Source organism: Pseudomonas sp. YQ_5 (genome assembly GCF_043103305.1).
GTDB lineage: Bacteria > Pseudomonadota > Gammaproteobacteria > Pseudomonadales > Pseudomonadaceae > Aquipseudomonas > Aquipseudomonas putida_Y.
Genome location: NZ_JBICJS010000066.1, coordinates 17449 through 40712 on the forward strand (window position 1 = coordinate 17449; position 23264 = coordinate 40712).

Annotated in this window: 27 protein-coding genes and 2 tRNA genes; 13 read left to right on the forward strand and 16 right to left on the reverse strand. The window is 57.8% G+C overall.

Annotated features, from left to right (window positions below; translation table 11 throughout):
* Positions 1 to 122: 122 nt before the first annotated feature.
* The gene (locus ACF8EA_RS16290) at positions 123 to 443 is read right to left on the reverse strand and encodes an I78 family peptidase inhibitor (protein WP_014591556.1); all 321 of its coding nucleotides are present in this window, start codon (positions 441 to 443) and stop codon (positions 123 to 125) included.
* A gap of 273 nt (positions 444 to 716) precedes the next feature.
* Between ACF8EA_RS16290 and ACF8EA_RS16295 the strand changes: the two genes are divergently transcribed.
* On the forward strand, positions 717 to 929 hold the full coding sequence (locus ACF8EA_RS16295; RefSeq protein WP_021782772.1) for a hypothetical protein: 213 nt from the start codon (positions 717 to 719) through the stop codon (positions 927 to 929).
* Here the strand turns inward: ACF8EA_RS16295 and ACF8EA_RS16300 are convergent.
* The 7 genes from ACF8EA_RS16300 to ACF8EA_RS16330 all read right to left on the reverse strand — a co-directional run bounded on the left by ACF8EA_RS16300 (position 901) and on the right by ACF8EA_RS16330 (position 7837).
* Positions 901 to 1902, reverse strand: a complete 1002-nt coding sequence (locus ACF8EA_RS16300; protein WP_021782773.1) for a nucleoside hydrolase — start codon at positions 1900 to 1902, stop codon at positions 901 to 903. The two genes, ACF8EA_RS16295 and ACF8EA_RS16300, sit on opposite strands and share 29 nt — an antisense overlap.
* 63 nt (positions 1903 to 1965) lie before the next feature.
* Entirely contained in the window at positions 1966 to 2364 is a 399-nt protein-coding gene (gene rbsD, locus ACF8EA_RS16305) for a D-ribose pyranase (RefSeq protein WP_021782774.1), read from the reverse strand.
* Positions 2361 to 3269 carry a ribokinase gene (gene rbsK, locus ACF8EA_RS16310; RefSeq protein WP_252460019.1) on the reverse strand — a complete coding sequence of 303 codons (909 nt, stop codon included), beginning with the start codon at positions 3267 to 3269 and terminating at the stop codon, positions 2361 to 2363. The genes rbsD and rbsK overlap by 4 nt, the downstream gene beginning before the upstream one ends.
* Before the next feature lie 15 nt (positions 3270 to 3284).
* On the reverse strand, positions 3285 to 4307 hold the full coding sequence (locus ACF8EA_RS16315) for a LacI family DNA-binding transcriptional regulator (protein WP_021782776.1): 1023 nt from the start codon (positions 4305 to 4307) through the stop codon (positions 3285 to 3287).
* 4 nt (positions 4308 to 4311) lie between these two features.
* The gene (locus ACF8EA_RS16320; RefSeq protein WP_103462683.1) at positions 4312 to 5307 is read right to left on the reverse strand and encodes an ABC transporter permease; all 996 of its coding nucleotides are present in this window, start codon (positions 5305 to 5307) and stop codon (positions 4312 to 4314) included.
* Entirely contained in the window at positions 5304 to 6857 is a 1554-nt protein-coding gene (locus ACF8EA_RS16325; RefSeq protein ID WP_392522617.1) for a sugar ABC transporter ATP-binding protein, read from the reverse strand. Before ACF8EA_RS16325 ends, ACF8EA_RS16320 begins: the two co-directional genes overlap by 4 nt.
* Before the next feature lie 20 nt (positions 6858 to 6877).
* The gene (locus tag ACF8EA_RS16330; protein ID WP_392522618.1) at positions 6878 to 7837 is read right to left on the reverse strand and encodes a sugar ABC transporter substrate-binding protein; all 960 of its coding nucleotides are present in this window, start codon (positions 7835 to 7837) and stop codon (positions 6878 to 6880) included.
* Positions 7838 to 8238: 401 nt separating this feature from the next.
* Here ACF8EA_RS16330 and ACF8EA_RS16335 point away from each other — a divergent pair, with 401 nt between their 5' ends.
* The 3 genes from ACF8EA_RS16335 to ACF8EA_RS16345 all read left to right on the forward strand — a co-directional run bounded on the left by ACF8EA_RS16335 (position 8239) and on the right by ACF8EA_RS16345 (position 10484).
* On the forward strand, positions 8239 to 9327 hold the full coding sequence (locus tag ACF8EA_RS16335; RefSeq protein WP_021782780.1) for an asparaginase: 1089 nt from the start codon (positions 8239 to 8241) through the stop codon (positions 9325 to 9327).
* Positions 9328 to 9542: 215 nt separating this feature from the next.
* Positions 9543 to 9785, forward strand: coding sequence for a DUF1654 domain-containing protein (locus ACF8EA_RS16340; RefSeq protein WP_004574330.1), 243 nt, complete (start codon positions 9543 to 9545; stop codon positions 9783 to 9785).
* Positions 9786 to 9791: 6 nt separating this feature from the next.
* The gene (locus ACF8EA_RS16345) at positions 9792 to 10484 is read left to right on the forward strand and encodes an endonuclease (protein ID WP_103462684.1); all 693 of its coding nucleotides are present in this window, start codon (positions 9792 to 9794) and stop codon (positions 10482 to 10484) included.
* A 3-nt stretch (positions 10485 to 10487) separates the two neighbouring features.
* Here ACF8EA_RS16345 and ACF8EA_RS16350 read toward each other — a convergent pair whose 3' ends face one another.
* On the reverse strand, positions 10488 to 10913 hold the full coding sequence (locus ACF8EA_RS16350) for a GTP pyrophosphokinase (RefSeq protein WP_392522621.1): 426 nt from the start codon (positions 10911 to 10913) through the stop codon (positions 10488 to 10490).
* Positions 10914 to 11065: 152 nt separating this feature from the next.
* Positions 11066 to 11635 carry an SPOR domain-containing protein gene (locus ACF8EA_RS16355; protein ID WP_021782783.1) on the reverse strand — a complete coding sequence of 190 codons (570 nt, stop codon included), beginning with the start codon at positions 11633 to 11635 and terminating at the stop codon, positions 11066 to 11068.
* Between the two features lie 251 nt (positions 11636 to 11886).
* On the opposite strand from ACF8EA_RS16355, the gene ACF8EA_RS16360 reads away from it, so the two are divergent.
* The 6 genes from ACF8EA_RS16360 to ACF8EA_RS16385 all read left to right on the forward strand — a co-directional run bounded on the left by ACF8EA_RS16360 (position 11887) and on the right by ACF8EA_RS16385 (position 16634).
* Entirely contained in the window at positions 11887 to 12843 is a 957-nt protein-coding gene (locus ACF8EA_RS16360; protein ID WP_392522622.1) for a tyrosine-type recombinase/integrase, read from the forward strand.
* 241 nt (positions 12844 to 13084) lie between these two features.
* Positions 13085 to 13351 (forward strand): hypothetical protein, encoded by a 267-nt coding sequence (locus ACF8EA_RS16365; RefSeq protein WP_392522623.1) that lies wholly within the window; start codon positions 13085 to 13087, stop codon positions 13349 to 13351.
* A 10-nt stretch (positions 13352 to 13361) separates the two neighbouring features.
* On the forward strand, positions 13362 to 13808 hold the full coding sequence (locus ACF8EA_RS16370; protein WP_392522624.1) for a hypothetical protein: 447 nt from the start codon (positions 13362 to 13364) through the stop codon (positions 13806 to 13808).
* Entirely contained in the window at positions 13805 to 14107 is a 303-nt protein-coding gene (locus ACF8EA_RS16375) for a hypothetical protein (protein ID WP_392522626.1), read from the forward strand. The genes ACF8EA_RS16370 and ACF8EA_RS16375 overlap by 4 nt, the downstream gene beginning before the upstream one ends.
* Before the next feature lie 195 nt (positions 14108 to 14302).
* Entirely contained in the window at positions 14303 to 15757 is a 1455-nt protein-coding gene (locus ACF8EA_RS16380; protein ID WP_392522628.1) for a DEAD/DEAH box helicase, read from the forward strand.
* Between the two features lie 514 nt (positions 15758 to 16271).
* Positions 16272 to 16634: a hypothetical protein gene (locus ACF8EA_RS16385; protein WP_392522630.1), complete on the forward strand. Its 363-nt coding sequence runs from the start codon at positions 16272 to 16274 to the stop codon at positions 16632 to 16634.
* Positions 16635 to 17122: 488 nt separating this feature from the next.
* Here ACF8EA_RS16385 and ACF8EA_RS16390 read toward each other — a convergent pair whose 3' ends face one another.
* From ACF8EA_RS16390 to ACF8EA_RS16400, 3 genes are all read right to left on the reverse strand, one after another.
* Entirely contained in the window at positions 17123 to 17497 is a 375-nt protein-coding gene (locus tag ACF8EA_RS16390) for a DUF2513 domain-containing protein (RefSeq protein ID WP_392522632.1), read from the reverse strand.
* Between the two features lie 578 nt (positions 17498 to 18075).
* Positions 18076 to 18152 (reverse strand) — tRNA-Val (locus ACF8EA_RS16395).
* Between the two features lie 171 nt (positions 18153 to 18323).
* Positions 18324 to 18400, reverse strand: a tRNA-Val gene (locus tag ACF8EA_RS16400).
* A gap of 203 nt (positions 18401 to 18603) precedes the next feature.
* Here ACF8EA_RS16400 and ACF8EA_RS16405 point away from each other — a divergent pair.
* Complete coding sequence (locus ACF8EA_RS16405) at positions 18604 to 19887, forward strand: FAD-binding oxidoreductase (protein WP_003250557.1); 1284 nt, start codon at positions 18604 to 18606, stop codon at positions 19885 to 19887.
* 90 nt (positions 19888 to 19977) lie between these two features.
* On the opposite strand, the gene ACF8EA_RS16410 is transcribed toward ACF8EA_RS16405, so the two are convergent.
* Positions 19978 to 20712, reverse strand: coding sequence for a peptidase C39 family protein (locus tag ACF8EA_RS16410; RefSeq protein WP_392522695.1), 735 nt, complete (start codon positions 20710 to 20712; stop codon positions 19978 to 19980).
* Between the two features lie 166 nt (positions 20713 to 20878).
* On the opposite strand from ACF8EA_RS16410, the gene ACF8EA_RS16415 reads away from it, so the two are divergent.
* Positions 20879 to 21058 (forward strand): hypothetical protein, encoded by a 180-nt coding sequence (locus ACF8EA_RS16415; RefSeq protein WP_021782785.1) that lies wholly within the window; start codon positions 20879 to 20881, stop codon positions 21056 to 21058.
* A 130-nt stretch (positions 21059 to 21188) separates the two neighbouring features.
* On the opposite strand, the gene ACF8EA_RS16420 is transcribed toward ACF8EA_RS16415, so the two are convergent.
* Entirely contained in the window at positions 21189 to 21941 is a 753-nt protein-coding gene (locus ACF8EA_RS16420; RefSeq protein WP_252460631.1) for a TerC family protein, read from the reverse strand.
* 28 nt (positions 21942 to 21969) lie between these two features.
* Entirely contained in the window at positions 21970 to 22209 is a 240-nt protein-coding gene (locus tag ACF8EA_RS16425; RefSeq protein WP_021782787.1) for a hypothetical protein, read from the reverse strand.
* A 132-nt stretch (positions 22210 to 22341) separates the two neighbouring features.
* Between ACF8EA_RS16425 and nhaR the strand changes: the two genes are divergently transcribed.
* Complete coding sequence (gene nhaR, locus ACF8EA_RS16430) at positions 22342 to 23235, forward strand: transcriptional activator NhaR (protein WP_392522634.1); 894 nt, start codon at positions 22342 to 22344, stop codon at positions 23233 to 23235.
* Positions 23236 to 23264: the final 29 nt, after the last annotated feature.

A 23264-nucleotide genomic window follows, 5' to 3' on the forward strand; every position in this document is an offset into this window, starting at 1 on the left:
GCCTGCAAAACAGACTTTAGGGTGAACGGCACGGGCTTCGCCCGTGTTCGCGAGCGAACCCGCCCCTACTGGCGACTGCGCAGGCTTTTCACATTTTGCGCAAGGCAGTTACCCCGCGTGCATCAACCGCAGTTGACGCGGGTTACCCTGCCCTGCTCGTCCACGTTCAGGTTCAGGCGCTCGGAGCGGTACTCCAGGGTGACCACATCGTGCGGCTTGAGAATGCGCGCCATCTGCGAGCCGCTGGCCTTGCGTGCCTGCTCCAGCAATTCGGCGCTGGCCTGCTTGCCCATGGCAAAGTCGGCACCACTGGCTTCGCAGCGGCCATCGTTGCCCACTGGCGCGGCCGGCGCAGCACCGCCATCAGCATTGCCACCAGTGCTGCAACCCGCCAGGACAGCAGCCACAGCCAGAGTTGCCAGGTAAGCACGGGTACGGAACATGAAGCCTCCTAAATCGGTCCGGGAACTGCCTGATCCGACAGCTCCGCTCATCATTTGTTGCAAAACCGGTCAAGTCTGCCTGAACTGTAGCAGCAAGACGAAAAGCAATCGTGACCGGATTTTGCACAACGTGCTGTGTTTGCCATATGCTTAGCTCGCACGGTCACCGGCGCAAAGCCATGATTTGCTGCAAGAAGTGGAGCGCATCCCGCCTCCATCGAACACCAGGGCCAGGTGTTCCTCTTCGTTCCGGGCCCCCAGCGAGAGCTTTTCATGAGCACCCACAGCATCGATGCCGATATCAAGGTCAAATGGGCCGAGGGCCAGAGTGCGTACAGCCCTGGCACACCGGAAGAGTTGCTGTTGATCGCCATCGACCTGCTGGTGCGCGATAACGGCGCCGAGGCGGCACGCAGCTTCATCGACCAGGTGTTCGAGCGCTACGCGCCGCACGCGGCTATTCCAATCGCGCCAGGCGGGCACTGAGCAGGTCGAACAGCCCCTGGGCATCACCCTGCTCCACCCACAGCACATTCGCTGGCTGCTTGAGCACGCCGTACCAGTCCGCAATTGTCTGGCCGAAAGTGGGCCCTTCGCGGCTGTCGATGCTCATGTGGATGCGCCGACCACTGAAAAGCTCGGGTTTTAACAGGTAAGCGATGACACTGGCGTCATGCACAGGGCCGCCGGGCATGCCGTACAGGTCCATGTCGTGGGTAATGTAGGCATTGAGGATGTCCACCACGCGCTTGCTGGCCTGGTTGTTCACGGCTGCCAGTTGCGTCAGGCGGGCGTTACTGGTCAGCAGCTTGTGGGTGACGTCCAGCGGCAGGTAGGTCAGCTGCACGCCGCTGGCCAGCACCACTTCGGCGGCATGCGGGTCGGCGTAGAGGTTGAACTCCGCCACCGGGGTGATGTTGCCACCATTGAAATGGGCTCCCCCCATGACCACCACCTCTTTGATGCCTTTGACGATGCCTGGGCGCTGGATCAGCGCCAGGGCCAGGTTGGTCTGCGGGCCAAGCATGGCGACGGTGATGCTGTGCGGTTTGGCTGCGCCGAGGGTATCGACCAAGTATTGCACGGCATTGCCCTGGGCCAGGGGGGCTTTCGGCTCGTGCACCTGGACACCGGTGAGGCCTTCTTCACCATGAACATCGGCGGCATAGATCGGCGTGCGCACCAATGGGCGGCCGGCACCGGCGTACACCGGGATGTCTTCGCGCCCGGCCCATTCGCGGGCCAGGCGGGCATTGCGCGAGGTCTTGTCCAGGCGCACGTTGCCGGCCACTGTGGTGATGGCGCGGATATTGAGCTCTTTGGGCGAAGCCATGGCCAGAAACAGCGCAACCACATCGTCGGCGCCGGGATCGGTGTCAATGATCAGGTCGATGGGGGCGGCCTGGAGGGTCGAGGCTGTGGCCATGAAGACGATTCCTTGTAGCAGGGACTTGAGCATGGGTGGCACTCCTGTTGCCTATGAATTATTCGTTTGCCCCCCCGGTGTCTTTTGTGGAACCGGCTAAAAGGTGACGCCGGAGATGAGGGCGATGTTGCTGTAGGGCTGACACTCGCCTGTACGCACCACCGCACGGGCACTACGCGACAGCACTTTGAAATCCTCATGGGCCAGCCATTCGCGCTTGCCCAGCTTGCCCTTCAATCGCTCGATTTCGACCAGCGCGGGTGGCACTACTTTTTGCATTTCTTCAGCCAGCACGTGCCGCTCAACCTGCAATTCGCTCAGCACCACTCGCAGCACGCTGGCGAAGTCCGGCAGGCCAGGCGTAATGGCCAGGTCGATAAATTCCACCCCCGGCGGCACCGGCAGCCCGGCATCGCCGATCACCAGGATATCGCCATGCCCCATGCCGGCAATGACCCGCGACAGGGCAACGTTCAACAGTGGGGTTTTCTTCACGGCGTCAGCTCCGCCAGGTAGGGAATCGACGGTTGGGCACCGGCACGGGTAACCGACAATGCTGCGGCACGCTGACCAAAGATGATCGCCTCACCCTCCTCCAACCCACGTACCAGGCCGGCAGCAAAGCCACCAATGAAGGTATCGCCGGCAGCGGTGGTGTCCAGCGGTTGCACGTGCGGCGCAGGATAGTGCTGATGGCCTTGGGCGGTAACCAGCAAGGCACCTTGCGCACCCAAGGTAATGATCACTTTGCCTGCCCCCAGCTGCAGCAAGCACTCGCCGGCGCGCCGGGCACTGTCCTGATCGGTCACCGCCACACCGGTCAAGGCTTCGGCCTCGCTTTCGTTAGGGGTAAGGTAATCGATATGCGCAAACCAGTCCGCTGGCAAGGGGCCGGTAGCAGGCGCCGGGTTCAGGATGACCTGCTTGCCCAGTTCGCGCGCCCTGGCCAGTGTGCAAGCCACAGTGTCAGTCGGCACTTCCAGCTGGCAGATGACCACCTCGGCAGCCTGCAGCAGTGCATCGAAGCGCAGCACCGACTGCGGCGTCAGCAGGCCGTTGGCGCCGGGAACGATGACAATACAGTTCTGGCTGGCGGCATCCACCGTGATCAGCGCCACACCGCTGGACACGCCTGGGCAGGTGCTGACGCCCTGACAGTCGACCCCCTCGACATACAAGGCCCGGTGCAGTTGCCGACCGTAATCATCATCCCCAACATTGCCGATCATCGCCACGCTGCCGCCCAGCCGCGCAGCCGCCACGGCCTGGTTGGCACCCTTGCCGCCCGGCACCGTGAAAAAGCTATCGCCGGGGAGTGTTTCGCCGGCCCGTGGCAGGCGCTGGGCGCGGGCCACCAGGTCCATATTGAGGCTGCCGACCACCACAACCTTGGCATTCATGACATTTCCTTAGCGTTAGCGGTAATCATTGAACAGGTCCGGGCGCGGCCCGGTGGACTCACGCAAAACGATACGCGGGGCGACAATGCGCTGCTCCGCCGCGCCTTGCCGGGGTGTAGCGATACGCGTCAGCAGCAACGAGGCAGCGCTCTCGCCCAGCTCGCGAATCGACTGGCCCACTGTGGTCAGCGGCGGGTACACGTAGCGGCTCAGTTCGATGTCGTCGAAGCCGATCACCGACAGCTCGCCGGGTACGCTGATATTGCGTTCGGCTGCAGCACGCAGCACACCAAAGCCGATCATGTCGTTGCCGGCAAAAATCGCCGAGGGCCGTTTGCCTTCCAGCACCTGCGCCGCCGCTGCATGGCCACCCGGGCTGGTGAAGTCGCAGTGCAGTACACGGCTGCCCAGCACAGGCGCCCCGGCTTCGGCCATGGCACGGCGGAAGCCGCTCAGGCGCAGCTGGGTAACCCCGGTTTCGGCGGGGCCGCCGATATAGGCAACATCGCGATGGCCAAGCCCCAGCAAGTGCTGGGTGGCCAGATACGCCCCCTGCTCGTGGTCAATGCGCACCAGGTCAGCATCGACGCCTTCCAGTTCACGGTCGACGATGACCATTGGCGTGCGCACACTGGCTAGGCTTTGCAGCAGGTCGTCGTCCTGGCCCACCGAGGCCACCACCAGGCCGTCGATGCGTTTTTCCAACAGCACGCGCAGGTAGCTGCGCTGCTTCTGCGGGTTGTCGTCGGAGTTGCACAGGATCACGCAATAGCCGTTGCGCTCGCAGGCGTCTTCGATACCCCGCGCCAGCTCGGCGAAGTACGGGTTGACGCTGTTAGGCACCAACAGGCCGATGGTGGCCGTGCTGCGCGCCTTCAGCGAGCGCGCCACCGCGCTGGGCACGTAATCCAGCTCAATGATGGCGGCTTCCACTTTCAGCCGCACCTGTTCGCTGACCGGCCGGGTCTTGTTGAGTACATGAGACACGGTGGTGTACGAAATACCCGCCAGTGCCGCGACGTCTTTGATGGTTGCCATGTTGTCAGTTCCGCCGGCCTGCACGCCGGCTACGGTAAGTGTCGAGCACCACGGCGATGACGATCACCGCCCCGGTGATGATGCGTTTGGTCGGCTCGCTGGCACCGATCTGCGCCAGCCCGGCGGCCAATACGGAAATGATCAGTACGCCAAAGAAGGTGCTGATGACCGAGCCACGTCCACCCATCAGGCTAGTGCCGCCGATCACGACGGCGGCAATGACCTGCAGCTCCAGGCCAGAGCCGGCATTGGGGTCGGCCGCTTCCAGCCGCGAGATCTGGAACAGCGCGGCCAGGCCGGCGAGCAGGCCCATCAGGGCGAACACCAGCACTTTGTAGGGGCGCGGATCGATACCGGCCAGGCGCACGGCCTCTTCGTTGGTGCCGATACCGATTAGGTAACGACCGAACACCGTACGCGTCAGGACCAACTGGGCGAGCACGATCACCAACAAGGCGATGATGAACGCCGGCGAAACACCAAAGGCGACCGGGTTGGAGAACCAGGCATAGGCGTCGCCGATATAGGCGGTGCGCGAGTCGGTGAACTGGTAGGCCAGGCCACGGGCCATCTCCAGCACACCAAGCGAAACGATGAACGACGGGATGCGCCAGGCCACGGTGACGCCACCGGTAATGCTGCCGGCCAATGCGGCCACAGCCATACCTAGCAGCGCCGAGGGCAGCACGCCCCAGCCCCAGCCGAGTATCGCCACGCTAACCGTCGAGGCGGCCAGCGCCAGCACCGAACCCACCGACAGGTCGATGCCGCCGATGATCAGCACAAAGGTCATGCCCACCGCCAGCACCATCAGGTCCGGGATCTGGTTGGCCAGCGTGCTGAAGGTGCCATACGACCAGAAGTGGCTGCTGAGGAACGAGAACAGCACGATCATCGCCAGCAAGGCGCCAGCCAGGCCCAGGTAGGTGCCCAGGCCAAAGTACGTACCGCTGCGGCGCATGGGGGCGGCGCCCTGGTTGTTTAGCGGGGTGGTTTTCATGCATCCATCCTGGGGGCTGCATCATGCAGCAGTGCGTCACGTTTCTGATAACCGGCGAAGGCGGCGGCAAGCAACTGGTCCTGGCTCCAATGATCACGCGCGAAGGTGTCGATCAGGCGGCCGGCGGACAGCACGGCGATGCGGTCGCAAATCAGCATCAGTTCGCGCAGGTCACTGGATACCACCACCAAGGCCTTGCCTTGACGCGCCAGCTCGGCCAGCAGGCCATAGATGTCGAACTTGGCGCCCACATCGATGCCACGCGTGGGTTCGTCGAACAGCAGCACCTGGCAATCGCGCTCCAGCCAGCGGCCAATCACCACCTTCTGCTGGTTACCGCCAGACAGCTCGCCCACCACTTGCTGCGCGCCTGCACTGCGAATGCGCATGGCCTGGATCTGGCGTTCGGCCAAAGCCTTTTCCGCCTCGCCATCAAGCACGCCGGCCCGCGATACTGCGCCCAGGTTGCCCAACGCAATGTTGGCGCTGATCGACTGCGTCAACAGCAGGCCCTCGCCTTTGCGGTCTTCGGTTATCAGCGCGATACCGGCCCGCACTGCAGCCTTGGGCGAGTCGATGTTTACCGCCTGCGGCGGTTGGCCCAGCGCGATACAGCCGCTGTCGGCGCGATCGGCACCGTAGATCAGGCGCAACAGCTCGGTACGGCCGGCGCCGATCAGACCGGAGATACCAAAAATTTCCCCTGCCCTGACTTCGAACGACACCTCGCGCACCTTGTCTCCGCGGCACAACTTGTCAACCTTGAGCAGCGGTGCACCTATCTGCCGCCGGCCCAGGTCGATATGCTCGCCCAGCTCGCGGCCGACCATCAGGTTGACCAGTTCGGCGCTGCTGTAGCGCTGGATCGGCTCGTCGCACACCAGTTTGCCATCGCGTAGCACAACGATGCGTTGCGCCACGCGCTGCAACTCTTCCAGGCGATGCGAGATATAAACAATGGCCACGCCACGCGCACGCAGGCGCTCGATCTGGGTGAACAGCAACTCCACCTCGCGCGCAGTGAGCATGGCCGTGGGTTCGTCCAGGATCAGTACATGGCAGTCACCGATCAGGTTGCGGGCAATCTCGACCATCTGCTGATGGCCGATGCCCAGCTCGCCGACCGGGGTGTCCGGGTCGATGGCGTCGAGCCCGACCCGGGCCATGGCGGCCATTGCCAGTTGGCGCAGGCGCTTGTGGCTGATCCAGCCAAAGCGGCTGGGCAGGTTGTCGAGAAACAGATTTTCCGCCACGGTCAGCGTCGGCAGCAGGTTCAACTCCTGCATGACCATGCGCACACCTAGGCGTTCGGCCTCACTGCGGCTGCCGGGCGCGTAGGCCTGGCCGCGGTAGGTCATGTGCCCGGTGGTGGGCAGCTCCAGGCCACCGATGAGCTTGGACAACGTGCTCTTGCCAGCGCCGTTCTCGCCGGTCAGGGCCAGCACTTCACCGGCGCGCAGGTTCAGGCTGACCTCGCCGAGCACGGGCTGGGCGTAGGTCTTGCCCAGGCCGCTGGCGGCGAGCACCACTTCATTGGCCGATGCAGGCATGGCCGATTCTCCTGGCAGCATCAGGGCTTCTTGGTGATGAGTTCGACCGGGGTCTGGATGACGTTGTTGGCATCCACATCAGGCTTTTCGCCCTTGACCATTTTCAGCGCCGCCTGAATGCCATACACCGCCTGCTGGCTGGCGGCCTGGTCGAGGGTGGCAAGCACGCGACCGTCTGCAAGCATTGGCTTGATGGCATTGATGTTGTCATAGCCCACCACTTGCACCTGGCCGGTCTTGCCAGCGGCACGCACGGCGGACACAGCGCCCAGGGCCATGCTGTCGTTGCCGGCCAGCAAGGCCTTCAGGTCGGGGTATTCGTTGAGCATGGAGGCTGCGACGGCGTTGCCTTTGTCGATCTCCCAATTGCCGCTTTGCACCGAGACGATGTTCATCTGCGCGGCATTCATGGCGTCCTTGAAGCCAGCGGTGCGCTGCTGGGCATTGGTGGTGGTCGGCACCCCTTCGATAATGCCCACCTGGTCACCGGCCTTGAGCTTCTGGCTGGCCAGGTAATCGCCAACCAGGCGCGCGCCCTTGCGGTTGTCGGGGCCGACGAAGGGAACGCTGATGCCTTTGCTCTTGAGCAGATCAGGGTCCAGACGGTTGTCGATATTGATCACCACCACCCCCTGGTCCATGGCCTTCTTCACCGCCGACACAAGTGCCTTCGAGTCAGCCGGCGCAATGACCAGGGCCTTGGCGCCGGCATTGACCATCTGCTCGACGATGCGGATCTGCTCGCCAGTGTCGGTTTCGTTCTTGATGCCGTTGGCGATCAGGTCGAACTCGTCGGCATGGGTCTTCTGGTAGTCCTTGGCGCCGTCTTCCATGGTGCGGAAGAATTCGTTGGCCAGCGACTTCATGACAAGGGCGACTTTGGGCTTGTCTTCGGCGTGGGCAGCAGACAATGGCAAGGCGAGGCTAAGCGAGGAAATGACAGCGAGGGCCAGCAGACGACCGGCGAACGGCAGCTTCATGGACGATGACTCCGAATCTTGTGTTTTTTATCGGATCGCAAACGTTTGCGTTGACCAACTATGGTAACAGGACCGTTGTTTGTCAAATCCGTTTGGCTATCGGAGGCCAGAGTGCCGCTGAGACCGATTATGCAGATTTTCCGAAAAACCGAACACCTTTACCTTTTTTTGTTCGGAATTGCGAATGCAGTCCCCCCTTTTTGCAGGCGCGGTCTCGCGTCACGAATGCGTCGCGCGGCGCCCTCGACTCGGTGCAACACCACGCATTGCCGGGGCTGCTACACAGCCCATTGCAGCGCACGGCCGTCCCAACCCTGGCGCACGTGGCGCCTTGGTACGAAAAGTGCGTGTAGCCGAGCGCGACTCAATAACTATCTCACTAGGAAGCGAGAACAATAACGATGAATGCCGCACTGAAAACCTTCGCCCCCAGCGCACTCGCCCTGCTGCTGATCCTGCCAACCAGCGCCTCGGCCAAGGAAGCCGAAACCCAACAAAAGCTGGCCAACGTGGTCATCCTCGCCACCGGCGGCACCATTGCCGGGGCCGGTGCCAGCGCTGCCAACAGCGCCACTTACCAGGCTGCCAAGCTGGGCGTCGACAAGCTCATCGCCGGCGTGCCAGAACTGGCCGACATCGCCAACGTACGCGGCGAACAAGTGATGCAGATCGCCTCCGAGAGCATCAGCAATGACGACCTGCTGAAACTGGGCAAGCGCGTCGCCGAGCTGGCCGAAAGCAAGGACGTCGACGGTATCGTCATCACCCACGGCACCGACACCCTCGAAGAAACCGCCTACTTCCTCAACCTGGTAGAGAAGACCGACAAGCCAATCGTGGTGGTCGGCTCGATGCGCCCGGGTACCGCCATGTCCGCCGACGGCATGCTCAACCTGTACAACGCCGTGGCCGTAGCCAGCGACAAACAGTCGCGTGGCAAAGGCGTGCTGGTGACCATGAACGACGAGATCCAGTCCGGCCGCGACGTGAGCAAGGCGGTCAACATCAAGACCGAAGCCTTCAAGAGCGCCTGGGGCCCGATGGGCATGGTAGTGGAAGGCAAATCGTACTGGTTCCGCCTGCCGGCCAAGCGCCATACGGTCAATTCCGAGTTCGACATCAAGCAGATCAGCAGCCTGCCGCAGGTGGACATTGCCTATGGCTATGGCAACGTCACCGACACCGCCTACAAGGCGCTGGCGCAGAACGGCGCCAAGGCGCTGATCCATGCCGGTACCGGCAACGGTTCGGTATCGTCGCGGGTAGTCCCGGCGCTGCAGGAACTGCGCAAGAACGGCGTGCAGATCATCCGCTCGTCGCATGTCAACCAGGGTGGTTTCGTACTGCGCAACGCCGAACAGCCGGATGACAAAAACGACTGGGTCGTGGCTCACGACCTGAACCCGCAGAAGGCGCGGATCCTGGCGATGGTGGCAATGACCAAGACCCAGGACAGCAAGGAGCTGCAGCGCATCTTCTGGGAATACTGAGTGCTCCCCCTCAGGGCCGGTGCGCCGGCTCTGAGGGCCTCACTGCCCTCGCCTGAACCGCACAGACACTGAGGGTAAAAAACCGGCGACATCGCTTACCTTTCTGACCGGCCTCATGGTTTACAGGCCAACGCTGGATTTCTCCTGACAAGCTGTTGCGAATTTACTTACAGTGAAATACTGTACGTGCATACAGCAAAAACAAGGAAATTCCTGTGTCCAGCACCGCCTCCGCCACCCCGAGCAGCTATGAACAGCTGGGTGTACGCATCCAGAAGATCATCAACAGCCCCACCGCCCAGCGCAGCCGCGCGGCACTGATCTTCCGCCTGGAACAGGAAAGCCCGGATGACTGGGAAACCCTGCTTCAGGAGATTGCCGAGAACGACAACGTCACCCTCGCCCACCGTGACGATGGCGGCGTGCAGATTTTCTGGACCGTACCAAAGGAAGACTGACTGCGCATGAGAGTTTCGCTTTTCGCAGCCGCTTGCCTGTTACTGACCACGCCGTTTGCTCAAGCCGACGCCCCGCGCACTTTCCAGGAGGCCAAGAAGGTCGCCTGGAAGCTCTATGCACCGCAATCGACCGAGTTCTATTGCGGGTGCAAATACAAGGGCAACAAGGTCGACCTGGCGTCATGCGGCTATACCCCACGCAAGAATGCCCGGCGCGCCTCGCGCATCGAATGGGAACACATCGTACCCGCCTGGCAGATCGGCCATCAGCGCCAATGCTGGCAGAGTGGCGGGCGCAAGCAGTGCTCGCAGCATGACGAAGTCTACCAGCGCGCCGAAGCCGACCTGCACAACCTGGTGCCAAGCATCGGTGAGGTCAACGGCGACCGCAGCAACTTCAGTTTCGGCTGGCTTCCGGAGCAACGCGGCCAGTATGGCCGCTGCCTGACCCAGGTCGACTTCAAGGCGAGGAAGGTGATGCCGCGCCCGTCGATCCGCGGCATGATCGCCCGCACCTACTTCTACATGAGCAAGCAGTACAACCTGCGCCTGTCCAAACAGGACCGCCAGCTTTTCGAGGCCTGGAACAAGACCTACCCGCCGCAAGCCTGGGAGCGGCAACGCAACCAACAGGTCGCCTGCGTGATGGGGCGGGGAAACGCGTTCGTGGGGCCGGTCAACCTCAAGGCGTGCGGTTGATCCTCAGGCCAGCGTTTGTAAGTAGGCGCTGGCTTCCCGGTAACGGGCCAGCCGCGCCAGGTCAGCGGGGCCCGGGCAGGGGATGCGCGAGAGATCACTGTTGTCGGCCAGATCGGCCAGCTTGACGGTGCGCGCCAACGGGTCATCGCCCAGGCGCGCCACGAAATCCTGGTAAGGCTCGCCCTCGCGGCGGCTAAGCGCCAGCAACGCGGCCAGGATTTTCAGCGCGAAGCCCTCACGCGCCAGGTCGGACAGGGTCAGCGGGGTGTCTTCGATCACATCGTGAAGCACCGCCACAATCCGCTGTTCAGGTGTGGAAACCCGCATCATCACGCGTAACGGGTGGAGGATATAAGCCGCCCCACCCTTATCGTATTGCCCTTCATGCGCCCTGGCGGCCACGGCAATGGCCCGCTCCAGTGTAGACATGAGGCCCTCCCCGTTTGGCAGCTACCCACCCAAGCATAGCCAAACTTGTGTGAAAGGCGCCTGACACAAGCCTTGGCGGCGGCGCCTCTGCCCAGGCTTAGGCTCTGAAGGAAAAGCCTTGATACTTGTTTATGCCGCGTTGAAAACAGGCCCTAGCGTGATGCGCCGTGCTGGATGACCACTGAATCGGTACCCAGCTTGGCCATCACTTCGTCCCTGCGCGCTTGCGCCTCTTCGCGGGTGGGGAACGGCCCCAGCAGCACCACCGGCTTGCCGTCGCGGTACTCCACCGAAGACGGGATGCCCTTTTCGATCAGGCGCGCCGTCATGTCGCTGAGCGCCCCCATGTTGGCGCCCTGCACCACTTCCACATCCCAACCCTGGGGCGCCGGCTGGCCTGCCAGGGCCTCGGCACGCCGCTGCAGATCGGCGCCGCCGCAAAGCTCGCGGATACGCAGGTTATTGCCGGTATCGTCGACGATGATGTCGTATTGGCCATCGCGCTTGATCGCCACGTAGCTGCGGTAGGCTTCGTACTGCCCGGCATCGTCCTTGCCGCGGACCTGACCGCAGATGGTGCCCTGGGTGTCGATCCGCACGTTGCCGAACTTGGCGGTCTTGGGGTTGTGCAGGTGTTCGGCCACCTGCTTGTGCACGCCTTCGACCTCGTTCTCACAGCCCGCCAGGGCGAGCACTGCCATTACCACAGCCAGTTTGCGCACGCGTGTACCTCCAGATTCGAAGGGGCGGATTCTAGCACGCCGGGGTATGCCCGAACCGCGACCAAACGTTACACGCTGCTTCGGGCGCAAATGCAAAAAGGGCGATCATTTCTGATCGCCCTTTTTCGATTTGGTAGGCACAATTGGACTCGAACCAACGACCCCCACCATGTCAACAAGAGGAACCCGAAGGCTCAGCCCTTCTAGATCAAGCCCTTGAGAGAACGCCCATTCACATCTGAGGCGTCATCATGGCAACCATCCGCTCTCTCCCCTCTGGTAACTGGAACGTTCAAGTCAGACTCAAGGGTAAACCCCCTCAGTCCAAGACCTTCAAGACTCAGGAAGAAGCTCAGGCATGGGCTGACAAGCTTGAGGCTGTCACCAAGCAACACCGAGAGCACACCATCTACACGCTAGGCATGTCCTACTGTGAATCCCTTCTCAAGGGCAAGGGTAGCTATGCCCATGCCATCCAGATCGTTGAGCAGCTAGCTCACGCATTCCCACAACCAATCAAGCAAATCACCCCTAAGGATGTGAACGATTTCAAATTGAAGCGCCTGGAATCTGTTAAGCCAGCAACCTGTAGGACTCAGCTAGCGTTCATGTCTAGGTTCTTCAAGTATGCGAAACGTGAACTCCTAATCAACATTGCCAACCCTGTTACTGAGGTGTCGCTTCCTAAGCCATCGAAGCCTAGCGACAAGGTAGTCAGTGCGTATGAATTGAATCTGATGTTGAAGGAGCTAACACCTACCATGGCGCTCATAGCGGAGCTAGCGTATGAAACGGCAATGAGACGCTCCGAGATACTCAAGCTCACCGTCAATTGCTTGCACCTAGAACAACGCATTGCGGATGTAGTGGATGGCAAGAACGGCACAAGGTCTGTACCTCTCACCAAGCGAGCCATAGAGCTTCTAAAAGAGGCCATACGCTTAGCTTATGCGGAGCGCATACCCAAGGGTAGGTTATTCACTGTACGCCCTCACAGCGTCTCACAGGCTGTCAGGAAGGCTAGAAACAGAGCAGGCCTAGATAAGTCAGTGAAGCTCCACCAGTTACGGCATACCCGCATCACTAACGTAGCTAAGAAGGGATTCAACAACGCTCAGATAATGATTGTATCTGGGCATAGGGATACAAGGTCTGTAGCTAGGTACTCACACCTCAACGCTAAAGACGTCCTCCATCTCATAGACTGAGCACACAGCTAGTACCCCCAAGGCCTTAGGAGAATCAACCTAGGGCCTTTTTTTTCGCCTAATGAATTTCCTTCGTAGTCGTTCCAAGGAAGCACCAGTATATATAAGTATACAAGAAAATTATTCATATAGCCCGTAGATACCCCAAAGGAGAATCAAAGGAAAAGGAAGTCATAAACACGTAACGCGATAGCAACACCTCAACATTTAACCTAGAAAATAAAACCAAGGATTAATACACATGTTCACCCTTGAAGACATCAAAGAACTACAACACCAAGAAATCAAAAACCTCTCCACCAAAATCATTTACCTGATGATTAAAAACAAATCTAACGATGAAGGCTGGTCTCCGATTAGCGCTTCTGAGTTTGCGTCAGCCACTAGCATGACTACTAGGGCAGTCTTCAAAGTCATTCGAAAGCTGAAGGCTTGCGGACTCATTGAGCAGAAGCAAGAAAAAGAACGCCCTAACTCCACTAACGAATATCGAATCATCGAACTGTAAGGAACCTATCATGACCAAGACCCTTAACCCCCATGATATTCTTGAACTCTCCAAGTCCACTGGGCGCTCCCCTGCTGAAATCCTAGACATTGCAGCTAAAGAAGGCTGGGTAATTACCGATGGTACTTCTAACCAAGCGCCCTCTAGTCAACGAGCTAGTGTAATGGGCAATCCTGCTGATGCAGTGACCCTAATGCGGCAACTCAGACAAGAGACCATTGCACGCCTGTACAAGTCAGACCCAGGTATCCGAGAAGGTATTGATGCTCAGCTTGCCATTGAGGCTAGCAAGGGTAAGAAAGTGGAGCAGAACAATTTCAATTACGATGAGCAAGGCAACCTGTTTGGCATCAAACAATCTGTAGTATCAGGCACCAGCGCTACCGTTAAGAATCAGACAGCACTTATGAAAGAAATTAAAAAGAACATCTATAAGCAATACGGGGTAACAGAATGAGCCTTCGAGAAGCCTACTACTCAGACGCTGAAGCACAGTACCTTGCTGAGCGTAAAGCACAAGCTCAGCAGACAGCAGCCGACATTCTTATTAAAAATTCACTGCTAGTCGGAGAGGTCAAGGAGTACAAAGGGGTGCGCTATCAAATGAATCAGCGTGGTAACTATGTATGCCTTGACCTTCCTAGCTCTAGCAAGCTTGACGGTGCGTTCACATCCACACAGATTCTACACTCCATCATTGACAAGCTAGAAGCTGACGGAACACCAGTTAAAGCAAAGGTGAAGACAGATAAGTAATTTATTCCGTCGCTGGGTAATTTCCATTATCTGCCTTGCTAGCGTGACAGCCTTTTTAATCACTGCAGCAACCTTCCTAATCTCCATTCTGCAAGCTGTTATAGGTTAACCCTAGGCAACCCCATAGGGTGACGCTCTCCGCCTCTCATACACGCTTATAGGAGCTTGCAGAAGCTCATTAAAGAACAAGGACGCATGACCAATAAAACTATTTATGTAGCTGAAGCATTGCCCGGAACGGGTAAGACTGAATCATTCCTCAAGCAATTAGACGCGGACCCATACAAGCGCTATCTGTATGCAGTGCCAACCAAGGTTCTGACCAAGGATGTGCTGAAACGAATCCAAGCCATCGACATTAACCATGTTTACGTTATCAACTCCGACACACATAAGCACGTCAGCGAAGCCGTAGAGTGCACGCTACTTGAGGAAGACCCTAAGGTATTGCTCATCACCCACAAAACGCTACTAGACATTGACCCTTGCTACCTTCAAGACTGGATTGTCGTGATTGATGAGGTGCCGACGGTAGCCAACAATCTAACCCGAGATATTGGCGACCACGCCTATTCAAACTTTCTGGAGAAGTTTATTGAAGTGGATGACGCTTCTACCAGAGCCTCTATCAAACATGGAATGGCCAAGGAAGCACGCAGTACCTACGCTGATGTGGTCACTGACAAAGGGATGTCAACCATTGCTAGCTGCCTTGGAGCCCTACTTAGAGGTAAAGCTGATGTATTCATCAGTAGCTTTCTAGACAGAAACGCTGGGAAGTGGAAATGGAAGGTGAGAATGATTGATTACTTCGATCTTAGCTCAGTCTTTGAACATGCCAAAGAGACGCACATTCTAGGCGCTAATGTGACAGGAACGCTGGCCTATCAACATGCGTTAAGCAAAGGGTACAAAATTGAGGAGTCTAAGTTCACCCCAGAATTTAGGCGCTACAAATTTATCAGCAACATCTACCCTTTGATTGCGGGCAAGAAGGTTAGCAAGAATATGCTATTGACCATGCCTGACGGCAGTATCTCTGAAGATTGGAATGACAAGGTATACGGAAACATCCCAATTCTTAATGCGCTTGAATTTGTCAACGGCGAACCCATCCTTATTCAAGTACATGATTGGTGTAAATTCCCTTTCGATGACTACCCAAATGCTATTCGCATTCCGTTTGACGCTAGAGGACTGAACAACTACTCAGACGTCTATCACACCTTATCATTGATTCATGGTAATCCAACGCCAATTGAAGATCAGAACAATAGTGAGATGCTAGATAAGATGGGAATTGAGTCAGACATAGGTAAGCAAGCTATGCGTAATGAGCGATACCGAGAACTCATCTTCCAGGTAGCAACGCGTAGCAGCATCAGAACGTTTAATAACGATAGACCTACCGCTCACTTTGTGCCTACTGAAGAAGCTGGGTTACAGCTTGCCTTTGATCTTAAGGGCTGTAGCCTTGTCAACAAGGAACTGACAAGAGAACCTCCTATCTCAGCTCATAGCAATAAGCTTGAAGCAAAAATTACTATGGCGAAGGAACTTTCTAGTGAAGGTCTATCAGCAAGGAAGATTGCTAGCATGATGAATGTAAGCAATAGGACAGTCAGCCTATGGCTGAAGCAGACTGTGTAATTTACCTTAAAGATACTTTAAGACATTTTACACACTCTTAAAAACTCCTTGGACGATTGTTGATCTACCAGGATCAACCATTGCTGCCAATACGCTAAGCCAGATTACTAGACCACCATCTACAGATGAACGCTTAGCCAGGAGATTGCTTAGCCCTATAGGCAGTGTATACCAAGGCATTACCTATAAGGCTTCCTATCAATGGAAGAGCATGATTGGAAACAATACTAGATTCTCTAGCTATGGTTTCCGTGTGACCCTTAACGTTCGTTACACTCACACATCATTACTCGCACTAATTTCTGAACGCTCGAAAAGAAGTATTTAACGTTAGGAGGAATCCGACGATACGTCGGCACACCTAACCATAGCGAGTAGTTAACGCTCTTCTCTTTTCATGCGTCAGCCCGGTAGGGCGTGTCAGCTTGCTGACGTGCTCTTGCTTTACCCTTGCGGAGCAAAGCCCCTGCCGGCTTGAGGCACCACTTACTACAACCAAACAAGAGAAAATAAAATGAAGATACCAGAAGATGGAAAACAGAAATACATTGAAGCTTACTCCCATAGCCTTCTAGCGAAGGAGTGGGGAGTTAGTCTTATTACGCTAGACAGTCATGCCAAAGATAACGCTTGGGATATTGAACACAAGCTCTACTGGCAAGATGTAGCCATTGAAGTATTGAAGAAAGGAACCGAGGAACATAACTACTCTGCGGTTAAGGAGCTACTTAAAGCGGTAGGCATTACTCGACCAGTAGGTAGACCACCTAAATCAGAAGTCGATAGGCACATTGCGATTGAGGCTAGGATTGCGGCTGACTACCAGAAAGACATTGACAGACTTAACCAAGTCAAACCATTGAAGGTGGTAAATTAATAGGAATTATTTATTAAGACAAAGGGTATGCATTGACTTTCAGAAGGCGTAACCACTTCTGACATAATGCGTTAGATTTCTCTAACTGCCCTTTTAGGGTGCGCTAACAGTTACCTGCTAGGCCGTTCTTCACAGGGGCTTACGCCTACTGTGCCTGATAGTTCAGCTACCAGTTACCTGCCCTACTAATAACGCCAGTAGGGTTATGCGTTCCACATCTGAGGGTGGCACCTCGACCTGTTTATAAACCACCGGCTCGGTCCTTTAAGCTGTCACCCCATCACTACACCATTCAAGGTTCGCTCTAGGACTACCCACTTCAAGGCGTCTCGCTCTCTGAGACGTACAATTCAGCAACGCTAGGCCCGTTTGCCCATCCTGCGAATTCTAGGCGTAACCTTCCACTCTGTCAAATACCCCATGCTATACATTTATCTATAGGCAGGATCAGAATTCCAACTGAGATGGAGTCATTAACTCAAACATGCCTACCCCTGAATTCCAAGCTTGTCTTTAGCCATCAGAATCAGTAAGTCCTTCACCAACTCAAATGACAAAGCACCGGCTCTTTCCAAGCATGTATTCTTAGCCTTGCTCCAGATTGTATTATCCCTGGCAGCGTCCAAAAACTCATGCCCCGCCCACGTCAAAGAAAATGGGTACACCCTAATAACTCTGCTGGGCGTAGAACTTGAAAATGACTTCTCGCAACGAAGTAAACCCGCCTCATCCATCAATAGTAAATGATAGTTGACCAACGATTGCGTATAACCCTCAACGACCAATACTTGATCCATTGAGTCATTTTCTTTTTCTTCATACTGAATGAGAATCTTTCGAACCAAATCAAGGTCACGCTTCATAATACCTCCTGATGAATACCTAAATGGATATCAGAAAGCCACTATTTCTGCTAGAAAATCTTGAGCGGCATTGCAGACATAGGAAGCCTCCCCTACACCCCCTCCCTACCCCACTGGCGTCAAGCCCAGGATTCTCAGACAGCCATGCCTAGGCTCACCCCACAAGCGCACACAAGCTGGCCTGCTGTCTCGCTTCAGCGTCCGGTGTACATCGCCCATGGCGTTCATGAATACGCATCGTATGCGAGCAGATAGAGCACCTGACAGGCACATAGCTCAGTTGGTTAGGAGCACGCCATTGGGAGGCCACGACCAATGAGCACCACCTTCACTAGGTAGAGGTTTGCCCTTTAAGATCAATGGCTTGAGAGGGTTCGTTCACAATTTCTGCTGTGAATGAGGGTTAGCCTTGCCTTCCCGTTCACACAAATCAGGTGTGAATGCCCACAGAGCAGGAAAGTAGGTACACATTGCAGGATGTGAACGAAGGCTATAGATTGTGAACGTTTTCTCAGGGAAAACGAAAAGAGGAACCCTTTCGGATTCCCCTCTAAGCCCCGTATCTTCTACGGGCGATTTGGTAGGCACAATTGGACTCGAACCAACGACCCCCACCATGTCAAGGTGGTGCTCTAACCAACTGAGCTATGTGCCTGTCGTGTGGTGCGCATATTAGTGATCAGATGCGCACCTGTAAAGCTTTTTTTTGAGAAAAATCAAAAACTTTCGCATGCAAGCGCTTCGTGCCCATACCGCGGTTTTCGACCCGCATGGCAATGGACAATGAAAAAAGGGGTGACCCTTTCGGATCACCCCTTTTTCGATTTGGTAGGCACAATTGGACTCGAACCAACGACCCCCACCATGTCAAGGTGGTGCTCTAACCAACTGAGCTATGCGCCTGTCGTGTGGTGCGCATTCTACGCATTACAAAAACCCTGTCAACACTTTTTTTCGCGCTAACCTACTGAATCTTAAACTCTTTATATAAAGGCGAGCTGAAGGGTATCCCGTAAAGGATTTTCACCAGACGACTAGCGGGTGTTTATTATTATTGATAGCATCGGTACATTCGTTAAAAATATAAAACACGAGGTTCCTGCAGCATGGCTAACACCCCCTACCCCCAGTCCTACTACGCCGCCTCGGCCAACCCGGTGCCGCCACGTCCGGCGCTGCAGGGTGAGGTGGAAACCGATGTGTGCATCATCGGTGCCGGCTACACCGGCCTGTCCAGCGCCCTGTTCCTTCTGGAGAACGGTTTCAAGGTAAGCATCGTCGAAGCGGCCAAGGTCGGCTTTGGCGCATCGGGCCGTAACGGCGGCCAGATCGTCAACAGCTACAGCCGCGACATTGATGTCATCGAACGCACCGTTGGCCCCAAGCAGGCACAACTGCTGGGCCACATGGCCTTCGAGGGCGGGCGCATCATTCGTGAGCGCGTGGCCAAGTACAACATTCAGTGCGACCTGAAAGATGGTGGCGTATTCGCCGCCCTTACCAGCAAGCAGATGGGCCACCTGGAATCGCAAAAGCGCCTGTGGGAACGCTTTGGCCATAATCAGCTGGAGCTGATGGACCAGAAGCGCATCCGCGAAGTGGTTGCCTGCGACAGCTACATTGGCGGCATGCTCGACATGAGCGGCGGCCACATCCACCCGCTGAACCTGGCCCTGGGCGAAGCTGCCGCGGTCGAGTCGCTGGGTGGCATCATCTATGAGCAAACCCCGGCCGTGCGCATCGAACGTGGCGCCAACCCGGTCGTGCATACCCCGCAGGGCAAGGTCCGCGCCAAGTTCATCATCGTTGCCGGCAACGCCTACCTGGGCAACCTGGTACCCGAGCTGGCCGCCAAGTCCATGCCATGCGGCACGCAGGTGATCACCACCGAGCCACTGGGCGAAGAACTGGCACGCACCCTGCTGCCGCAGGACTACTGCGTCGAGGATTGCAACTACCTGCTCGACTACTACCGCCTGACCAGCGACAAGCGCCTGATTTTCGGTGGCGGCGTGGTGTACGGCGCGCGTGACCCGGCCAACATCGAGGCGATCATCCGCCCGAAAATGCTCAAGGCCTTCCCGCAGCTGAAGAACGTGAAGATCGACTACGCCTGGACCGGTAACTTCCTGCTGACCCTGTCGCGCCTGCCACAGGTTGGCCGGATCGGCGACAACATCTACTACTCGCAGGGTTGCTCGGGCCACGGCGTGACCTATACCCACCTGGCGGGCAAGGTACTGGCCGAGGCCCTGCGCGGCCAGGCAGAGCGCTTCGACGCCTTTGCCGGCCTGCCGCACTACCCGTTCCCGGGTGGCCAGATGCTGCGCGTACCCTTCAGCGCCATCGGTGCCTGGTACTACAGCCTGCGCGATCGCCTGGGCTTCTGATTCAGGCAAGCCCGCGCCCACAGGATTTGTGCTATTTGCACAGTCCGTGTGGGCGCGGGCTTACCTGCGAAGGGGCAGGCACTGGCAGCGCTATTTGTTCAGGCTATTTACCGCCTGCTTCGCCGCAATCTCTTGCCCCGCCTTGGACAGTTCATCCGCAGCATGCAACCACCGCTGGCGATCAACCTGAGCCGGCAGTTGCCGAGGTGGCTGCACCAGCACCGCCCAACTCCCCTGCTTCGCCCACGCCGATGCAAAGTCATCGAATGCCATCATCTGCCGCCGGTGCATGCCCGAGCGCAGCAGCACCCGCTGCTTGTAACGGTCATACCCCATCAACACCGCATAGCGCGGCTCGCTCCACCAGGCCGAACCTTCCTCGTAACGCAGCAGCACCGGGTTGCCCGCCGCCACTTGGGTCAGCAGCGCTCCCAGTTGCTTGTCCAGCGGGTACACCACCCTGCCGTAGTCCCGCGCCACACGGGGAATAGCGGTATCCAGCGTTTCGGCGCCCTGAGGCAGGTTCAGCGGCTTATCCAGCAAGCCCGGCGTAATAGGCGCCCCCTGCTGCGACAGCACTGCCGCCAGCGCCATGGCCCCGCTGTGGTTGGCGTTGCCACGGTAGAACGGCACGCTGCTGATTTCGACCCGCTGCGGCAGGCCCTTGAGGTTACCGGGCGGTGCGCTGGCGCAGCCGGCCAGGGTGGCAGCCAGCAGACAGGCGGCCAGTAGCCGCCGGGGGGCAGCCTTGAAGGAATGTTGCTCCATGGACACTCGCTTGTTCCTACGCCAGGCAGGCAGCGCCCGGCTCTGGCCACCGATCATAGGTCCGACAGCCGCGCGGGTATAGTCCGACAGCGCCTTGGAGCGAATCGGCACTAGAGATCGACCATTGTTCGATGGAACGTCACAGGCGAAGGGCTAGACTAAAGCAGTGTCTGGAAGGTAAACGCGGGCCAATCAAGCGCTTGCCGTAGAGATGGAGGCACAGATGAGCCTGACCATGGCAATACTCATGCTGGTAGGCATGTGGCTAAGCGTCGCAGCCGCCATGCTGTGGGGTGTACTGCGTATCGTGCGGCGTCATGCACACCATCACCACCTGCCACCGCAGGCCCCGCCAAGGCCACAGCCGGTATCACGGGCGCGGCGGCATGCCGGGGTGAGCTAACCTCAGGATTTTCTGAAGCCCACTCACGGACAAGCCCGCTGCACAGGTATTTCGCAATGCCAGTGGGACGCGAGGTACCTGTAAGAGCGGGCTTGTCCGCGAGGGGGGCGCAAAGCGCCCCTTTTTTACATCAACCTTCAGCCGCCTCACGCTTCAAACGCGCCCGGCGGGCCAGGATGTTGAGGACCTCGATAGCCGTCGAGAACGCCATGGCGGCATACACATAGCCCTTGGGTACATGGGCGCCGAAGCCTTCGGCGATCAGCGTCATGCCGATCATGATGAGGAAGCCCAGCGCCAGCATGACCACGGTCGGGTTGTCGTTGATGAAATTGGCCAGCGGATCGGCTGCCACCATCATCACGATCACAGCAGTGATAACGGCGATAATCATGATAGGCAGGTGCTCGGTCATGCCCACGGCGGTGATGATGCTGTCGACCGAGAAGACGATGTCCAGCAGCAGGATCTGGAAGATCGCCGCAGCAAAGCCCAGGGTAACCGTGGAGGAGACTTTGGCTTCCTCCTTGGCGCCATGCGGGTCGACGTTTTCGTGAATCTCCTTGGTCGCCTTCCACAGCAGGAACAGACCACCGGCAATCAGGATCACATCCTTCCACGAGAAGGCGTTGCCGAACACTTCGAACACCGGATCGGTCAACTGAACGATCCAGGCCACGGTGCTGAGCAAGGCCAGCCGCATGACCAAGGCCATGCTGATCCCGATACGTCGCGCCTTGGAGCGGTACTCCACCGGCAATTTGTTGGTCAGGATCGAGATGAAGATCAGGTTGTCGATGCCCAGTACAATTTCCATGGCCACCAGCGTAGCCAGGGCAACCCAGGCGGTCGGGCTAGCGGCGAGTTCCAGCAAATATTCCATTGTTCAAATCCTGCAGCGTCGGTTGGGGTCAGATTTCCTGGGTTTCTTCTTTCTTCTCGGCATCCTTGGGCTTGTGCCCTTCGCTGCCGATGGCTTCGCTCAGCGCCTGCTGGGCAGCCTTGTTGGTGTCGTCGATGGCCTGCTTGGCCGACTGCGCGGCCTGGTCGAGCATCTGCTGGGCGGATTTCTCGGCCTGGTCGCAGCCTGCCAGGGTGAACAGGGCCAAAGCCAGCACCAACGGGGTGCCAATGGATTTGAATTGCAGCATGGTGTCCTCGCTTGAAATAACCCGGCGGCGCATGGCGCCTGGTAGCCGTGCATTCTAGAGACGGCAATAGTTCAGGAAAATTCGTATTTTCATGGCATATACTTCGGTTTTTACGAATCGGAACGACCGACGGTGCTTAACTATCGCCAGCTGCATTACTTCTGGGCCGTGGCCAAGACGGGCAGCATCACCCGCGCCAGCCAACAGCTGAACCTCACGCCGCAAACCATCAGCGGGCAGATCTCCCTGTTCGAGCAAACCTACGGCCTGGAACTGTTCCAGCGCGCCGGCCGGCAGTTGGAACTGACCGAAACCGGCCGCCAGGCCCTGGTGTATGCAGAACAGATGTTTCAGATTGGCAGCGAGCTTGAAGCCATGCTGCGCGCCGGCCCTCAGGAGCAGATCCTGTTTCGTGTGGGGGTGGCTGACGTGGTGCCCAAATCCATTGTCTACCGCCTGCTGGCGCCGACCATGGATCTGGAGGAGGTGCTGCGCATCAACTGCCGCGAGGACAAACTTGAGCGGTTACTGGCAGACCTGGCTATCCAGCGCCTGGACCTGGTGATTTCCGACAGCCCCATGCCTACCCACCTGGACATCAAGGGCTACAGCCAGAAGCTGGGCGAGTGCGGGCTGAGCTTCTTCGCCACCCCGGCGCTGGTACAACGGCTGGACGGTCCTTTTCCAGCGTGTCTGCAGGATGCTCCGCTGCTTGTTCCCGGCCAGGAGACCGTGGTACGCAGCCGCCTGCTGCGGTGGCTGGGCGAGCAGCAGGTGCAGCCACGGATCGTAGGGGAGTTCGATGACAGTGCCTTGATGCAAGCGTTCGGTCAGTCGGGCAGCGGCATTTTCGTTGCTCCCAGCGTAATCGCCGAAGAGGTGTGCCGTCAGTATGGCGTGCAACTGATCGGGCAGACCGAAGCCGTGCACGAATCGTTCTATGCCATTTCGGTGGAGCGCAAGGTCAAGCACCCAGGGATCGTGGCGATTACCGAGGGTGCGCGGCGGGAGTTGTTTCACTGGTAGCCGTAAAAGCCTGATTGACTACGAACACA

Bases quoted from the DNA above. Each gene is read 5' to 3' on its own strand.
- ACF8EA_RS16290 (WP_014591556.1), bottom strand. From the start codon at position 443: ATGTTCCGTACCCGTGCTTACCTGGCAACTCTGGCTGTGGCTGCTGTC.
- ACF8EA_RS16295 (WP_021782772.1), top strand. From the start codon at position 717: ATGAGCACCCACAGCATCGATGCCGATATCAAGGTCAAATGGGCCGAG.
- ACF8EA_RS16300 (WP_021782773.1), bottom strand. From the start codon at position 1,902: ATGCTCAAGTCCCTGCTACAAGGAATCGTCTTCATGGCCACAGCCTCG.
- rbsK (WP_252460019.1), bottom strand. From the start codon at position 3,269: ATGAATGCCAAGGTTGTGGTGGTCGGCAGCCTCAATATGGACCTGGTG.
- ACF8EA_RS16315 (WP_021782776.1), bottom strand. From the start codon at position 4,307: ATGGCAACCATCAAAGACGTCGCGGCACTGGCGGGTATTTCGTACACC.
- ACF8EA_RS16320 (WP_103462683.1), bottom strand. From the start codon at position 5,307: ATGAAAACCACCCCGCTAAACAACCAGGGCGCCGCCCCCATGCGCCGC.
- ACF8EA_RS16325 (WP_392522617.1), bottom strand. From the start codon at position 6,857: ATGCCTGCATCGGCCAATGAAGTGGTGCTCGCCGCCAGCGGCCTGGGC.
- ACF8EA_RS16330 (WP_392522618.1), bottom strand. From the start codon at position 7,837: ATGAAGCTGCCGTTCGCCGGTCGTCTGCTGGCCCTCGCTGTCATTTCC.
- ACF8EA_RS16335 (WP_021782780.1), top strand. From the start codon at position 8,239: ATGAATGCCGCACTGAAAACCTTCGCCCCCAGCGCACTCGCCCTGCTG.
- ACF8EA_RS16345 (WP_103462684.1), top strand. From the start codon at position 9,792: ATGAGAGTTTCGCTTTTCGCAGCCGCTTGCCTGTTACTGACCACGCCG.
- ACF8EA_RS16350 (WP_392522621.1), bottom strand. From the start codon at position 10,913: ATGTCTACACTGGAGCGGGCCATTGCCGTGGCCGCCAGGGCGCATGAA.
- ACF8EA_RS16360 (WP_392522622.1), top strand. From the start codon at position 11,887: ATGGCAACCATCCGCTCTCTCCCCTCTGGTAACTGGAACGTTCAAGTC.
- ACF8EA_RS16365 (WP_392522623.1), top strand. From the start codon at position 13,085: ATGTTCACCCTTGAAGACATCAAAGAACTACAACACCAAGAAATCAAA.
- ACF8EA_RS16370 (WP_392522624.1), top strand. From the start codon at position 13,362: ATGACCAAGACCCTTAACCCCCATGATATTCTTGAACTCTCCAAGTCC.
- ACF8EA_RS16375 (WP_392522626.1), top strand. From the start codon at position 13,805: ATGAGCCTTCGAGAAGCCTACTACTCAGACGCTGAAGCACAGTACCTT.
- ACF8EA_RS16380 (WP_392522628.1), top strand. From the start codon at position 14,303: ATGACCAATAAAACTATTTATGTAGCTGAAGCATTGCCCGGAACGGGT.
- ACF8EA_RS16385 (WP_392522630.1), top strand. From the start codon at position 16,272: ATGAAGATACCAGAAGATGGAAAACAGAAATACATTGAAGCTTACTCC.
- ACF8EA_RS16390 (WP_392522632.1), bottom strand. From the start codon at position 17,497: ATGAAGCGTGACCTTGATTTGGTTCGAAAGATTCTCATTCAGTATGAA.
- ACF8EA_RS16405 (WP_003250557.1), top strand. From the start codon at position 18,604: ATGGCTAACACCCCCTACCCCCAGTCCTACTACGCCGCCTCGGCCAAC.
- ACF8EA_RS16410 (WP_392522695.1), bottom strand. From the start codon at position 20,712: ATGATCGGTGGCCAGAGCCGGGCGCTGCCTGCCTGGCGTAGGAACAAG.
- ACF8EA_RS16415 (WP_021782785.1), top strand. From the start codon at position 20,879: ATGAGCCTGACCATGGCAATACTCATGCTGGTAGGCATGTGGCTAAGC.
- ACF8EA_RS16420 (WP_252460631.1), bottom strand. From the start codon at position 21,941: ATGGAATATTTGCTGGAACTCGCCGCTAGCCCGACCGCCTGGGTTGCC.
- ACF8EA_RS16425 (WP_021782787.1), bottom strand. From the start codon at position 22,209: ATGCTGCAATTCAAATCCATTGGCACCCCGTTGGTGCTGGCTTTGGCC.